This is a genomic window from Alsobacter ponti (assembly GCF_024294805.1).
In the GTDB taxonomy this organism is placed as follows: domain Bacteria; phylum Pseudomonadota; class Alphaproteobacteria; order Rhizobiales; family Beijerinckiaceae; genus Alsobacter; species Alsobacter ponti.
The window spans coordinates 378,529-390,743 of record NZ_JANCLU010000001.1; the positions used below are offsets into that span (position 1 = coordinate 378,529).

The following is a 12,215-nucleotide window of genomic DNA, read 5'->3' on the forward strand; positions in this document are numbered from 1 at the left end:
TAACGCGGTTCAAAACCACCGGAGTCACCGCAATGTCCACGCAGGATACCGCTCGCGAGCTCTTCATCGTCGGCGCGCGCAACGCGCACGCGCTGGAGAAAGAAGCGCAACGAATAATCAATCGCCAGCTCGACCGGCTTGAAAGCTATCCCGAGATGGAGGAGCGCCTGCGCCGCCATCTGGCGGAGACCAAGCGCCAGGAGGAACGGCTGGACCGCATCCTCGAAGGCATGGACGAGAGCTCCTCGTCCGTGAAGGCACGGTGATGAGCCTGATGGGCAACATGGCCGCGCTCGTCCATGCGCCGGCCGACGACGAAGTCCTGAAGAACACCTTCGCCAACCTCGCCTTCGAGAACTACGAGATCGCCGCCTACAAGTCGCTGATTGCGATGGCCGAGTCGGCCAACATGTCCCAGGCGGCGGCGCTGCTGCGCGAGTCGCTGCAGGAGGAAGAGGACATGGCGCGCTTCATCGACGGCAACGTCGAGACCGTGACGCGGACTCACCTGCAGCTGAAGGAGCGCGGCGAGAAGGCTGATCGCTGACGGATGCGTTCGGCGGGAGATGGGAGGCTCCCGCCGGCTATTTCCGCGTGATATTATGTAAAATAACCATTCAGTCGCATTCTAATGTAGAATATTTGCCAGAACCGCTCGTGCGTGTAATATGGCTCACGGGATTGCCCCGGATGCCGGAGGTCCACCATGAGCGATGCGCGCGCGACGATCTCTCGGACGCGGTTGGCGGACGGGGGCGCGATGCTGTCCGGCCTCGCCCTTCGCCTGCGCGGGGCGGCGGGCCGCCTGCTGGCTGGAGCGCTCGCCGCGGACGCCTTCCTGGTGCTGCGCGGCGCGACCTCCGTCGCCGTGCTGATCCGGCGCGACGACGCCTATACGCTGGTCGCGCGTTGCGCCGCGCTCGCGGAGCTCGACGGCCGGCTTTTCCGCAACTCTGACGAGGCGTTGACGGCTACCGCCTCCGCAACGGGCTTGCTAGGGTCCGAGCCGCTGTCCTTGCAGCCCGTCTGGTTCAACTAAGCGCCGCAGGCGTACCAATGTCGGCGCACGACGAAAGCAAACGCATGTCCATTCGCACAGGGATCGTCGACGCCGTCGGCAACACGCCGCTGATCGAGCTCAGGGGGCCGTCGGAGATCACGGGGTGCCGCATCCTCGGCAAGGCGGAGTTCCTCAACCCCGGACAGTCCGTCAAGGACCGCGCCGCCCTCTTCATCATCAAGGACGCCATCGCGCGCGGAACGCTGCGGCCGGGCGGCACGATCGTGGAAGGCACGGCGGGCAACACCGGCATCGGCCTCGCGCTGGTCGGCAACGCGCTCGGCTTCCGCAGCGTCATCGTGATCCCCGAGACGCAGTCCCAGGAGAAGAAGGACATGCTGCGGCTGGCGGGCGCGGAGCTCGTCGAGGTTCCGGCCGTGCCCTACGCAAACCCGAACAATTACGTGAAGGTCTCCGGCCGGCTGGCCGAGCAGTTGGCCGCCACTAACCCCAATGGCGCGATCTGGGCCAACCAGTTCGACAACGTGGCCAATCGGCAGGCCCATATCGAGACGACCGGGCCCGAGATCTGGGAGCAGACCGGCGGCCGCGTCGACGGATTCATCTGCGCGGTCGGCACCGGCGGCACGCTGGCCGGCACGGGCATCGCGCTGAAGGAGCGCAACCCCGGCGTGACGATCGGCCTCGCCGACCCGATGGGCGCGGCGCTGTTCAGCTACTACACGACCGGTGAGCTGAAGTCGTCCGGGACATCGATCACCGAGGGCATCGGCCAGGGCCGCATCACGGAAAACCTGAAGGGCGCGCCGATCGACGTCGCGTTCCAGATCCCCGACGAGGAGGCCTTGCCGGTCTGCTTCGACCTGCTGGAGAACGAGGGGCTGTGCCTCGGCGGGTCCTCGGGCGTCAACGTGGCCGGCGCCGTCCGGCTCGCCCGCCAGCTCGGACCGGGCCACACCGTCGTGACCGTGCTGTGCGACTACGGCACGCGCTACCAGTCCAAGATGTACAACCCGGAATTCCTGCGCTCCAGGAATCTGCCGGTCCCGGGCTGGCTGGAGCGCACCCCCAGCGTCCGCGCGCCGCTCGTCTGAGCGGCGTCGCCGATCCTTTATTCCGGTTGGATCAGGAGGCCCGCAGCCAGCGGCGGGCCGGGTTCGGAGCGGCCTCGCGGCCCTCGCGCGCCGAAGTCTGGTAGTGCACCGTCACGCCGCGCACGCGGCCCTCGCGCAGCGCGCGGAGCGTCGGCTCGTGCGTGACCTCGAGGCTGTCGAAGCCGCACCGCAGCATCAGCGGGATCTGGTCGTGGAGCACGTCGCCGACAGCGCGCAGCTCTCCGCCGTAGCGGTGGCGCTCGCGCAGCAGCCGCGCTTTTGAGTAGGACCGGCCGTCGGTGTACTTCGGGAAACGCAGCGCCACGAGCACCAGACGGGGCAGGTCGCCGACGATGTCGTCCAGCTCCTCGCCGGCCTCCACCGCGACGCCGACCGGGCCCACACGCCCCAGCAGCGCGTCGCGCTGGGCGATAAAGTCGGCCAGGGCGATGATGATGTCGCCCTCCGCCGGGACGGGCGCGCCGGCGGCGACGACGGTCCAGGAGTCGTGGTCGAGAACCGTGCCATTGCGGAAGATCGCCATGTCAGGCCGCCTTTGCGGGATAGAGCGCTTCGACGAAGGGCGCTTCGCCCAACCGCCTGAAGGCCTGGAGGAAGGTTTCGTCCGGTCCGGTCCGCAGCGCCAAATAGGTGTCGATCACCGTTTCGACGGCGTCGACGATCTCCGCCGAGGAGAAGCCCTTGCCGACGATCTCGCCGATCGAGCAGGTCTCGTCTCCCGTGCCGCCGAGCGTGATCTGGTAGAATTCCTCGCCCTTGCGCTCGACGCCGAGGATGCCGATGTGCCCGACGTGGTGGTGACCGCAGGCGTTGATGCAGCCGGAAATCTTGAGCTTCAGGTCGCCGATCTCGCGCTGGCGCGCCGGGTCCGCGAAACGCTCCGAGATGCGCTGAGCGATGGGGATCGAGCGCGCGTTCGCCAGGGAGCAATAGTCGAGCCCCGGACAGGCGATGATGTCGGTGACGAGGCCTGCGTTGGACTCGGCGAGGCCGTTCCTTTGCAGTTCCGCGAACACCAGCGGCACGTCGTCGAGCCGCACGTGTGGCAGCACGAGGTTCTGTTCGTGTGACACGCGGATTTCGTCGAAGGACCAGCGCTCGGCGATGTCGGCGATGGCTTCCATCTGCGAGGAGGACGCGTCGCCGGGCGGCAGGCCGATGGGCTTCAGCGAGATCGTGAGCGCCGCGTAGCCTTGCTGCTTGTGCCTGACGAGGTTGCGCTCGACGAAGCGGGCGAAGTCCGGGTCGCGGAGCAGGGCGGTTTCGAAGGCGGCGGAGCGCTCCGGCAGGCTCTCGAAGGCCGGCGGGGCGAAGTAGGCGGAAATCCGGGCGATCTCCTCGGCCGGGACGCTGAGCGTCTCGTTCTCGGCGCGCAGCGCCTCGTATTCCGCTTCGATGTCGCGCTTCAGCTCCTCGATCCCGGTCTCGTGGACGAGGATCTTGATCCGCGCCTTGAACTTGTTGTCGCGCCGTCCGTACAGGTTGTAGACGCGCAGGATCGCCGTGCAGTAGGCGAGCAGTTCCGCCTCGGGAAGGAAGTCGCGCACCTTGCGCGCCACCATCGGAGTTCGGCCCTGACCGCCGCCGACATAGACGGCGAAGCCGATCTCGCCGGCTTCCCCGCGGCGCAACTCGAGCCCGATGTCGTGCACCTGGATCGCGGCGCGGTCGTTCGGCGCGCCGGTCACGGCCAGCTTGAACTTGCGCGGAAGATAAGTGAACTCCGGATGGATGGACGACCACTGGCGCAGGATTTCGGCGTAGGGGCGGGGGTCCGCGATCTCGTCCGCCGCCGCGCCGGAGAACTGGTCGGCGGTGACGTTGCGGATGCAGTTGCCGGAGGTCTGGAGGCAGTGCATCTCGACGTCGGCGAGGTGGCCGAGAATCTCGGGCACGTCCTTCAGCGCGATCCAGTTGAGCTGCATGTTCTGGCGGGTGGTGAAGTGCCCGTAGCCGCGGTCATAGGTGCGCGCGATGAAGGCGAGCTTTCGCAACTGACGGGACGACAGCGTGCCGTACGGGATCGCGATCCGCAGCATGTAGGCGTGGAGCTGCAGATAAACGCCGTTCATCAGCCGCAGCGGCTTGAACTGGTCCTCGCTCAGCTCGCCGGACAGACGGCGCGCCACCTGGTCGGAAAATTCCGCGACGCGCTCCTCGACGAAGCGGCGGTCGAACTCGTCGTAGCGATACATCGGCGATCCGTTCAGGCTGCGCGGGAGAGAGCGGCGGCGTCGCCGATCTCCACGATGGTGGGGCCCGACACGCGGATCAGCTCGCGAAGCCGCGTGGGAACGAGGCGGTCGCCCTCGGCGGCGACCTCGATCAAATAGGGGTCCACCACGATGGTCTGCCGCGCGTCGGCCTCCGCGCGAGCCAGCAAGTTCTCGCCCGCTTCCTTGGACTCGGCGACTTCGGCCTCGGAGACGTCCTGCGACCACGCGCCGGTCGGCGTGCGGAAGACGGCCCGGCCGTTGCGCGTGTCGTTGCCCGTGACGGCCAGCGTCGTGGCGGATCGGGGCTTCTTCATCATGGACGGCGTCTCCGAGGACCAATTCACGCAAGAAAACGTATATTTCTTATAATTCACATTACACCAAGAGATATGGAATGGGAAGCGCGGTCATGGACGTATGATGAATGCGTGGAGACGCGCAGGTCAGCGGCCCGCAACGCGACGGGGCGCGCGACAGCGTGGCTCTGCGGAGCCGTCTTCACTTCAGAGGTGAGATAAGATTCAGGCGGCCTGAACGCGGGTGACGACGTCTTCGGGCTCGGAGCCCGGCGCAAGGCGCACGCGCAGGCCGTCGAGCTCTTCGGTCGTCAGGATCTGGCAGGAGAGGCGCGACAGCTCGGTCACGGAATGAGCCTCGTCCAACCTGTCGAGTTCTTCGTCGGTGGGCGCGGGGAGGCGGTCGATCCAGGCCGGATCGACGTAGACATGGCAGGTGGCGCAGGCGCATGCGCCACCGCACTCCGCCTTGATGCCGACGCCCCAGTCGCGGATCACTTCCATCACGCGCCAACCCTCGAGTGCCTCGAGCTCGTGCTCAGCGCCGTGATGGTCGGTGACGAAGATGTGCATGGGCGAGGGATCCGGTGACGAGCCTGTGCCGATTCATCGCCGACAGAGGGTTGAATGTCTTTGAGACGTATCAAACGGGGCGAGGAAGCGGAACGCCACGCGACGGCCTGATTGTGCCCCAGCGCGGGTCTAAAATCAACAAGAACGAATGTAGTTTCTCATAAATCACAGCCATGATCGTTAATTGCTGCTCCGAGCCACACCCGAGAGGGCGCGGTCTTCCGCGTCGATGCGGATTGCGAGCAGGGCGGCGTGGATGCAGCTTCCCAGGATGGCGTAGGCGACGAGGCCCAGCGCGAGCGGCAGGACGGCGATCTCGCTCGCGACCAGCACGTAGTTCGGATGGCTGAGGAAGCGATACGGTCCCCGCCGGACCAGGCGCTCGCCAGGGCGCACGAGTATCCGGGTCGTCCAGCGGCGCCCCAGCGTGGCGAGGACCCACACGCGAAAAACCTGCAGCCCGACGAACACGCCCACCCACGGCATGTCCAACTCCTGGCCGGCGCCGAAAATCCACAGCCCGGCCAGCCAGGAAGCGTGAAACGCGACGAGCCAGGGATAATGGCCCGCGCCTTCCTCGCGAGCTCCCTCGGAGAGCAGGCGGCGGGTGTTCAGCCGCGCCCACACCAGCTCGGCCGCCCGCTGGGCGGTCACGAAGAGCAGAAGCGCGACGGACCCGCTCACGCCCGGCCCGCGATCAGACTGACGGCACTTGCGGTGAAGCCCGGTCCCATCGCGGTCAAAACCGCGCGACCGCTCAATCCCGCGTCCAGCGCGCGCTGCAACACGAACAGCGCCGTGGGGGCCGACATGTTGCCATTGTCGGCGAGCACTTCGCGCTCGTGGTCGAGGGAGCCCTGGTCGAGGCCGAGCGCGCGTTCCAGCGCCTCGATCACCTTGGCGCCGCCGGGATGGCACACGAAACGGCCCACCTCGTCCCGCCGCAGCCCGAGCCGCGCGAGAATGGCGTCCATCGCGCCCGCGAAGTTCTCTTCGGCGAAGGGCGGAATGGCCCGCGCGAAGATCACGCCCAGGCCCTCCGCCTCGGCGTCCCAGCCCATGATGTCCAGCGTGTCGGGCCATTGGTGCTCGCCCGAGCCTTCGATCACCGCGACGCCGCTGTCGCCGCCGCCGGCGCGAACCAGCGCGGCGGCCGCGCCGTCGCCGAACAGCGCGGTCGCCACAATGTTCGCCTTGCTCAACGCGTCGTTCCGGAAGGCGAGGGTGCACAGTTCCATGGCGACCACGAGCACCAGGCTCCCCGGCCGCGCCTCGGCGAGTCGCGCCGCGAGCCCCAGCCCCGTGACGCCGCCCGCGCACCCCAGGCCGAACACCGGGACGCGGGACGTCTCCGGACGCAGGCCCAGACGACGCGCCGCCCGAGCTTCGAGACTGGGTGTGGCGATGCCGGTGGACGAGATCGTGACGACGGTGTCGACATCGCGGCCGGTGAAGCCGGCCTTGGACAGGACGCGCTCGGCCGCCTCGGCGAACAGCGCCTCGCCGGCCTCCAGATAGGCCGCGGTGCGCTCCGGCCAGCCACCCGGCTCGTCGTACCAGGCGAGCGGGCGCGCCGCCCAGCGCCGCCGGATTCCGGCGGTGCCGAATACGCGGGCCATGCGCTCGAAATCGGCGAAGCGGCCGCCGAAGATGCCGTGCGCGCGCGCCGTCACCTCGCGCTGGTCGAGTTCGTAAGGCGGGACGGCGGTGGCGACTCCAATCAGGACGGCGTTTTCGCGGGCCACGTTTGTACCTCGGTCGGAGGCGGTTGGCCGCGAAGCGGCGCGCCTGGTGCGGATGCGTCGCGGAAGAAGGTCAGGCGTCGTCGTTGCGGCCGCCCATGGCGCCGAGGGCGGGCTTCCACTGCGATTCCGGCCCGAATTCGCCGGTGGATCGCACGGACAACAGTTCGGCGAGGCGGTTTCGGGCGCGGTTGACCCGGCTCTTGATGGTGCCCACGGCGCAGCCGCAGATCTGGGCCGCCTCCTCGTAGGACAGGCCCGAGCCGCCGATCAGAATCAGAGCCTCGCGCTGGTCCGGCAGCAATTGCTGCAGGGCGGAGCGGAAGTCGACGAGGTCCATGTGACCGTCCTGGGAAGGATGGGTCGCGAGCCGGGCGGCCATTTGCCCGTCGGCGTCCTCGACCTCCCGCCGTCTCTTGCGATGCTCCGAGTAGAACACGTTTCTGAGGATCGTAAAGAGCCAGGCCGAGACATTGGTGCCGGGCGTGAAGCTGTCGCGGTTGGCCCACGCCTTGAGCAGCGTCTCCTGCACGAGGTCATCGGCCCGGTCGGGATTGCCCGCGAGGGACATCGCAAAAGCGCGGAGCGCCGGGACGGCGGACAGAATGTCCTCCTTCATCCGACGGCCGGCGGGGTCATCCATCATTCCTCGTCCTTTGCCGTCCCGGTCTTCTTGTCGAGTTCGTTTAAAAGTTCGAGGAAGCGGTCGGGCACTGGTTGGTTCAGGACGCTGTCGTAGACCGCGCGCAATTGCTGCCCGATATCCACCTGAAAGTCCGGCTTGGCGGAGGGTTCGGGCTGCCGAGAGGGCGATTTGGACGCAACAATGTCGATCTGGGGCATTCCCGTCCCTGTCCGGTCGCGTCGACTGTTCTTGTCGGACATTCAGTTTCTCCACGATCCCAACCGGCCGCGCGTGACCCGGGCGAACGACTGCAGCGACCTGCAAGACCGTGGTCTCCGGGGTCAACGCCGGGTCTGGCAGGCAGTTCCGCGAGGCATCGGAACTTTTCGGCCGCAATAACGTTTCGACTAGGCTGTTTCCCCGCCTCGTCAATTTCTTTCGAAAACCACGGAGGGTCGGTATGTCAATCGCCCAGGCGATCGCGCCGCATCTGCCTTATCTCAGGCGTTTTGCCCGGGCCCTGTCGGGCACGCAGCAAGGCGGCGACGCCTATGCGCTTGCGACGCTGGAAGCCCTGGTCGCCGATCCCGACTCCTTCGACGAAACGCTCGAGCCCCGGGTGGCGCTCTACCAGGCGTTCCTCAAGGTATGGAACTCGATCGCGGTCAATCGGATCCCAGACGCTCCGCCGACGCCCGGAGCCATGCAGGCGGGCGTGGGCCGCAGCCTCGCGGCGCTGACGCCGCCGGCTCGCGTCGCCTTCCTGCTGAACTGCGTCGAGGGCTTCACGCCCCAGCAGATCGGCCAGGCGATGGAGAAGACCGACGAGGAGATCGACGAGCTGATCTCCGCCGCCGGCCGCGAGATCGCGCAACAGATGGCCACCGCGGTGCTCATCATCGAGGACGAACCGATCATCGCGATGGACCTCGAAGCGCTGGTCGAAGGCCTCGGCCACCGCGTCATCGACATCGCGCGCACCCGCTCCGAGGCGGTGGACGCCGTGCAGCGCCAGCAGCCGGGGCTCGTGCTCGCCGACATCCAGCTGGCGGACGGCAGCTCGGGCGTCGACGCGGTCAACGACATCCTGGGCGACTTCGAAGTGCCGGTGATCTTCATCACCGCCTACCCGGAACGCTTCCTCACCGGGCAGCGGCCGGAGCCGGCCTTCCTCATCACCAAGCCCTTCCGCACCGAGACGGTGAAGGCGGTGATCAGCCAGGCGCTGTTCTTCGACCAGAAGTCGCACCGCACCGAAAAGGCCGCGGCGGGCTAATCCCCGCCACTTTCGTGGCCAGGCAAACACCAGAGGCGGCGCCTCGCGGCTCCGCCTCTTTTCGTCGGCCGCTGGTCGGCCATCGATCGGGCTTTTCGTTCGCGCCAATAAAGAAGACCCGCACCGGGTTGCCCCGGTACGGGTCTAGGCGGCGACGGGCGAACTGGGAGGGGGCATTCCGTCATTCGGCGCGTCGCTGACAATCCGATAACGCGGGACCCGCGCCAGGGTTCCACGCCAGCGCAAAATTCCGTTGCAAACGCGCTCGCGGCCCTCACACGGCGCGGGGCTGCGGCGGCATGGGATCGCCCGTCGGCGGCATGCCGGGGATCGGCTGCACGTCCGGCGGCGACTCCACCGGCGTCGGCGGCTCAGGGAGGTCAGGCTGGCGCGGCGGAATGCCCGGCGAGGGGCCGGGTTGCGGGTTCGGCCGCGGCGCCGGACCGGGCTGCGGCTGGGGATCTGGTGTCGGTGTGTCCGGCGCCATGGTGGCCTCCTCGCGTCGTCGTGAGCGGTCTCGGGCGGCAACGTCCCGTCGAGGGAGCGGTTCCGGATGCGGCGGGCGGAGGGGTCGGGCGGCAGGAACCAGTTCCGCCGAGGTTGCGTTGCTGCATCACCGGACGCCGTGCCGGGTTTCTTCTCCAGGGTTGGCCATGCGCTACGACGTCGTTCGACGATCGTTCCCGCCTTAGGCGGGACAGTCCACTGACGCCGAGCCGCCGTCGGCGGATCGCCGGCGCGGCCCCATTTTCAACACCCTGTATCGGTCCCTCGCCGACCTGCGGCGCCGATCTCAACTTTTGGCATCATCATGAGCGAACATCGTCACCCCTCCGGACGTCTCCTCGGGGCTCGTCCCGCGCGGAGCGAGGAGCAGGACGAGATTCTGGAAGACCTGCGCGCCTTCGCCGAGGAACTCGGCGTGCCTGGATGCGCGGGCATGACCAAGGAGGAAATCGTCGAGAGCCTTCGACAGCGCTACGTGTTCGACTCGCTGCTGAACCGCACGGACGGCATCCCGAAGCGCCGAACGCAGCGCGTCTGGCGCCACTGATCCGGGCGCTTTCGTGGGCCGGGCGGCCCGCGCCGGCAGGCGGCTCGACCATCTGGCGGGGTGATGCATGATCCAGTTGCGGCTGCTGGTGATCGCTTCGCTGCTGGCGCCCGCGCTGGTCTTTGGCGCGCTCGGCTGGATGACGTGGCTGCGCGAGCAGACCGAAGCCAGGCGCTCGATCACCCAAACGCTCGATCTCGTCCAGGAACACACGCTCAAGACGTTCGAGACGGTGTCTCTCGTGGCCGAGGGCGTCGACCAACTGGTCAGCGCGATGAGCGACGCCGACATCCGACGCTCCGAGGCGGACCTGCATCTGCGCCTGCGTCGGATCGCGGACACGCTGGCCCAGGTAGAGGACATCTGGATCTTCGACGCGGAAGGCGTACCGCTCGTCTCGGCGAGCCTGTACCCGGCCCCGAAGTCCCTTTCGGCCGCGGATCGGGATTATTTCCAAGTTCAGCAAGGCGCGGACGCCAAGGTCTATGTCAGCCGCATCCTGAGCGCGCGCGCCGGCGACCAGCGCTTCTTCCAGTTCAGCGTCAAGCGGTCGGACGCCACGGGCGCGTTCCGCGGTGTCACGGCCGTTTCGGTCGAACCGGACTACCTGCGGGATTTCCAGCGTCGCGTGGTGGTGGGCAGCGGCTTGTCGGTGGCGCTGGTCCGCGAGGACGGCGACGTGCTCGCGCGCTTCCCGACGGAAACGCGCGACCTCGTCGACCGACCGCAGACGCTTCCCGGCTTCGTCGAATTGCGCAAGTCGGCGCCGGAGCAGGGGCTCGTCAAGACGTCGTCGATGTTCCAGGGCGGCCAGCGACTGCTTGGCTATCGCCGGCTGCCGAGCTTCCCGGTCTACATCACGGCGGCGATCGGCACGGATGCGATCGCACGATCGTGGCTGGACGCGATGGGCGGCTACCTGCTCATCGGCGTGCCATCGACGCTCGGCCTGTTCCTGCTCAGCGTGCTCGCGCTGCGCACCTTCAAGCGTGAGAACGCGGCGCTGGCGGCGCTCCAGAGCGAGGCGGAGCGGCGCGAGGCGGCCGAGGCGGCGCTGCGGCAGGTGCAGAAGATCGAGGCCGTCGGGCGGCTCACGGGCGGCATCGCGCACGACTTCAATAACCTGCTCACGGTCGTGCTGGGCAATCTCGACATGCTGCTGCACCGGCTCGATCCGGCCGACGCCCGGGCCCGCCGGGCCGCGACGCTAGCGAAGGAGGGCGCGATCCGGGCCGCGCTGCTCACCCAGCGTCTGCTCGCCTTTTCGCGCCAGCAACCGCTGAGCCCCCAGCGCGTCGACGCCAACGCGCTCGTGGCCGGAATGTCGGACCTGACCCGCCGTACGCTCGGCGAGAAGATCAAGGTGCGCTGCGTTCTCCCGCGCGACCCGCTGCCGGTGAACATCGACGCGAACCAGCTGGAGAGCGCCATTCTCAACCTGGCGGTGAACGCCCGCGACGCCATGACAGATGGCGGCACGCTCACCATCGAGACCGCGGGCGAGCGCGTCGCCCAGCCGTCTCGGGACCCTGAATCGCCGCCGCCGGGCGATTACGTTGTGATCAGGGTGCGCGATACCGGCAGCGGCATTCCGTCGGACGTGCTCCCGAAAGTGTTCGAGCCCTTCTTCACCACGAAGCCGCACGGCCAGGGCACCGGCCTCGGGCTGTCTCAGGTCTATGGCTTCATCAAGCAGTCGGGCGGGTACGTCATCGTGGAAAGCGCGGAAGGGCGGGGGACGACGGTGTCGCTCTACCTGCCGCCCGCCGGCGAGGCCCAGGAGACCGCGCAGACGGACCAGCCTCCGGCGGGGGCGTCGGCGAGCGAAACGCCCGGCCGGGATCGCGTCGCCCTGGTGGTCGAGGACGATCCGAACGTGCGTCGCTTCAGCGTCGAGGCGCTGCGACAACTCGGCTTCGAGGTGATCGAGGCCGCCGACGCGGTTGGCGCCATGACCGCGCTTGCGAGCCGGCCCGATGTCGACCTGCTGTTCAGCGATGTCGGCCTGCCGGGCAGCGACGGCCGCGCGCTAGCCCGCTCGGCCCTGGCGCGCAACCCGCGCCTCCACGTCCTCCTGACCTCGGGCCACGCCAACCAGATCGGCCGCGCCTCGCAGGACGACAGCTTCGAACTGCTCCCCAAACCCTTCTCCGTGGAGCAGCTCGCCGAGCGCATTGGCGCGGCCTTCGCGGCCTGAATAGCGACGGAACCAGGCCTGAGGCAGCGCCGTTTCAGGCACTGGAGCGAGGAGGATGAAATGGCATCGCGACGACGGGAGTCAGAGGCGCCGCGCCCGG

Annotated in this window: 16 protein-coding genes; 7 read left to right on the forward strand and 9 right to left on the reverse strand. The window is 68.1% G+C overall.

Annotation, left to right across the window (positions count from 1 at the left end; genetic code table 11):
* Positions 1-32: 32 nt before the first annotated feature.
* From NK718_RS22250 to NK718_RS01845, 4 genes are all read left to right on the forward strand, one after another.
* Entirely contained in the window at positions 33-266 is a 234-nt protein-coding gene (locus NK718_RS22250) for a DUF892 family protein (RefSeq protein WP_503826995.1), read from the forward strand.
* Positions 266-547, forward strand: coding sequence for a DUF892 family protein (locus NK718_RS22255; RefSeq protein WP_503826996.1), 282 nt, complete (start codon positions 266-268; stop codon positions 545-547). The genes NK718_RS22250 and NK718_RS22255 overlap by 1 nt, the downstream gene beginning before the upstream one ends.
* Before the next feature lie 159 nt (positions 548-706).
* Positions 707-1,039 (forward strand): hypothetical protein, encoded by a 333-nt coding sequence (locus NK718_RS01840; RefSeq protein ID WP_254737985.1) that lies wholly within the window; start codon positions 707-709, stop codon positions 1,037-1,039.
* A 44-nt stretch (positions 1,040-1,083) separates the two neighbouring features.
* Positions 1,084-2,115, forward strand: coding sequence for a cysteine synthase A (locus tag NK718_RS01845; RefSeq protein ID WP_254737986.1), 1,032 nt, complete (start codon positions 1,084-1,086; stop codon positions 2,113-2,115).
* A gap of 31 nt (positions 2,116-2,146) precedes the next feature.
* On the opposite strand, the gene NK718_RS01850 is transcribed toward NK718_RS01845, so the two are convergent.
* The 8 genes from NK718_RS01850 to NK718_RS21860 form a co-directional block, all read right to left on the reverse strand.
* A complete protein-coding gene (locus tag NK718_RS01850; protein WP_254737987.1) occupies positions 2,147-2,659 on the reverse strand; it encodes a DUF934 domain-containing protein in 513 nt (170 codons plus the stop codon).
* 1 nt (position 2,660) lies between these two features.
* Positions 2,661-4,331 carry a nitrite/sulfite reductase gene (locus NK718_RS01855; RefSeq protein WP_254737988.1) on the reverse strand — a complete coding sequence of 557 codons (1,671 nt, stop codon included), beginning with the start codon at positions 4,329-4,331 and terminating at the stop codon, positions 2,661-2,663.
* A gap of 11 nt (positions 4,332-4,342) precedes the next feature.
* Entirely contained in the window at positions 4,343-4,669 is a 327-nt protein-coding gene (locus tag NK718_RS01860; protein WP_254737989.1) for a DUF2849 domain-containing protein, read from the reverse strand.
* Between the two features lie 204 nt (positions 4,670-4,873).
* Positions 4,874-5,221 carry a 2Fe-2S iron-sulfur cluster-binding protein gene (locus NK718_RS01865; RefSeq protein ID WP_254737990.1) on the reverse strand — a complete coding sequence of 116 codons (348 nt, stop codon included), beginning with the start codon at positions 5,219-5,221 and terminating at the stop codon, positions 4,874-4,876.
* Positions 5,222-5,401: 180 nt separating this feature from the next.
* Positions 5,402-5,905, reverse strand: a complete 504-nt coding sequence (locus NK718_RS01870; RefSeq protein ID WP_254737991.1) for an isoprenylcysteine carboxyl methyltransferase family protein — start codon at positions 5,903-5,905, stop codon at positions 5,402-5,404.
* On the reverse strand, positions 5,902-6,966 hold the full coding sequence (locus NK718_RS01875; RefSeq protein WP_254737992.1) for a type III polyketide synthase: 1,065 nt from the start codon (positions 6,964-6,966) through the stop codon (positions 5,902-5,904). The genes NK718_RS01870 and NK718_RS01875 overlap by 4 nt, the downstream gene beginning before the upstream one ends.
* A gap of 70 nt (positions 6,967-7,036) precedes the next feature.
* Positions 7,037-7,606: a sigma-70 family RNA polymerase sigma factor gene (locus tag NK718_RS01880; protein WP_254737993.1), complete on the reverse strand. Its 570-nt coding sequence runs from the start codon at positions 7,604-7,606 to the stop codon at positions 7,037-7,039.
* Positions 7,606-7,848 (reverse strand): NepR family anti-sigma factor, encoded by a 243-nt coding sequence (locus NK718_RS21860; protein ID WP_256515149.1) that lies wholly within the window; start codon positions 7,846-7,848, stop codon positions 7,606-7,608. The genes NK718_RS01880 and NK718_RS21860 overlap by 1 nt, the downstream gene beginning before the upstream one ends.
* 200 nt (positions 7,849-8,048) lie before the next feature.
* On the opposite strand from NK718_RS21860, the gene NK718_RS01890 reads away from it, so the two are divergent.
* Positions 8,049-8,864 (forward strand): response regulator, encoded by an 816-nt coding sequence (locus NK718_RS01890; protein ID WP_254737995.1) that lies wholly within the window; start codon positions 8,049-8,051, stop codon positions 8,862-8,864.
* A gap of 274 nt (positions 8,865-9,138) precedes the next feature.
* On the opposite strand, the gene NK718_RS01895 is transcribed toward NK718_RS01890, so the two are convergent.
* Positions 9,139-9,351 (reverse strand): hypothetical protein, encoded by a 213-nt coding sequence (locus NK718_RS01895; RefSeq protein WP_254737997.1) that lies wholly within the window; start codon positions 9,349-9,351, stop codon positions 9,139-9,141.
* A 324-nt stretch (positions 9,352-9,675) separates the two neighbouring features.
* On the opposite strand from NK718_RS01895, the gene NK718_RS01900 reads away from it, so the two are divergent.
* Together NK718_RS01900 and NK718_RS01905 are read left to right on the forward strand one after the other, a co-directional pair.
* On the forward strand, positions 9,676-9,918 hold the full coding sequence (locus NK718_RS01900; protein ID WP_254737999.1) for a Rho termination factor N-terminal domain-containing protein: 243 nt from the start codon (positions 9,676-9,678) through the stop codon (positions 9,916-9,918).
* Positions 9,919-9,985: 67 nt separating this feature from the next.
* Positions 9,986-12,115 (forward strand): hybrid sensor histidine kinase/response regulator family protein, encoded by a 2,130-nt coding sequence (locus tag NK718_RS01905; protein WP_254738001.1) that lies wholly within the window; start codon positions 9,986-9,988, stop codon positions 12,113-12,115.
* Positions 12,116-12,215 lie beyond the last annotated feature (100 nt).

What these genes read in the sequence shown, in the direction of transcription:
- NK718_RS01850 (WP_254737987.1), bottom strand. Translation starts at nt 2,659, where the DNA reads ATGGCGATCTTCCGCAATGGCACGGTTCTCGACCACGACTCCTGGACC.
- NK718_RS01840 (WP_254737985.1), top strand. Translation starts at nt 707, where the DNA reads ATGAGCGATGCGCGCGCGACGATCTCTCGGACGCGGTTGGCGGACGGG.
- NK718_RS01880 (WP_254737993.1), bottom strand. Translation starts at nt 7,606, where the DNA reads ATGGATGACCCCGCCGGCCGTCGGATGAAGGAGGACATTCTGTCCGCC.
- NK718_RS01890 (WP_254737995.1), top strand. Translation starts at nt 8,049, where the DNA reads ATGTCAATCGCCCAGGCGATCGCGCCGCATCTGCCTTATCTCAGGCGT.
- NK718_RS01895 (WP_254737997.1), bottom strand. Translation starts at nt 9,351, where the DNA reads ATGGCGCCGGACACACCGACACCAGATCCCCAGCCGCAGCCCGGTCCG.
- NK718_RS01845 (WP_254737986.1), top strand. Translation starts at nt 1,084, where the DNA reads ATGTCCATTCGCACAGGGATCGTCGACGCCGTCGGCAACACGCCGCTG.
- NK718_RS22250 (WP_503826995.1), top strand. Translation starts at nt 33, where the DNA reads ATGTCCACGCAGGATACCGCTCGCGAGCTCTTCATCGTCGGCGCGCGC.
- NK718_RS01900 (WP_254737999.1), top strand. Translation starts at nt 9,676, where the DNA reads ATGAGCGAACATCGTCACCCCTCCGGACGTCTCCTCGGGGCTCGTCCC.
- NK718_RS01860 (WP_254737989.1), bottom strand. Translation starts at nt 4,669, where the DNA reads ATGATGAAGAAGCCCCGATCCGCCACGACGCTGGCCGTCACGGGCAAC.
- NK718_RS22255 (WP_503826996.1), top strand. Translation starts at nt 266, where the DNA reads ATGAGCCTGATGGGCAACATGGCCGCGCTCGTCCATGCGCCGGCCGAC.
- NK718_RS01865 (WP_254737990.1), bottom strand. Translation starts at nt 5,221, where the DNA reads ATGCACATCTTCGTCACCGACCATCACGGCGCTGAGCACGAGCTCGAG.
- NK718_RS21860 (WP_256515149.1), bottom strand. Translation starts at nt 7,848, where the DNA reads ATGTCCGACAAGAACAGTCGACGCGACCGGACAGGGACGGGAATGCCC.
- NK718_RS01855 (WP_254737988.1), bottom strand. Translation starts at nt 4,331, where the DNA reads ATGTATCGCTACGACGAGTTCGACCGCCGCTTCGTCGAGGAGCGCGTC.
- NK718_RS01905 (WP_254738001.1), top strand. Translation starts at nt 9,986, where the DNA reads ATGATCCAGTTGCGGCTGCTGGTGATCGCTTCGCTGCTGGCGCCCGCG.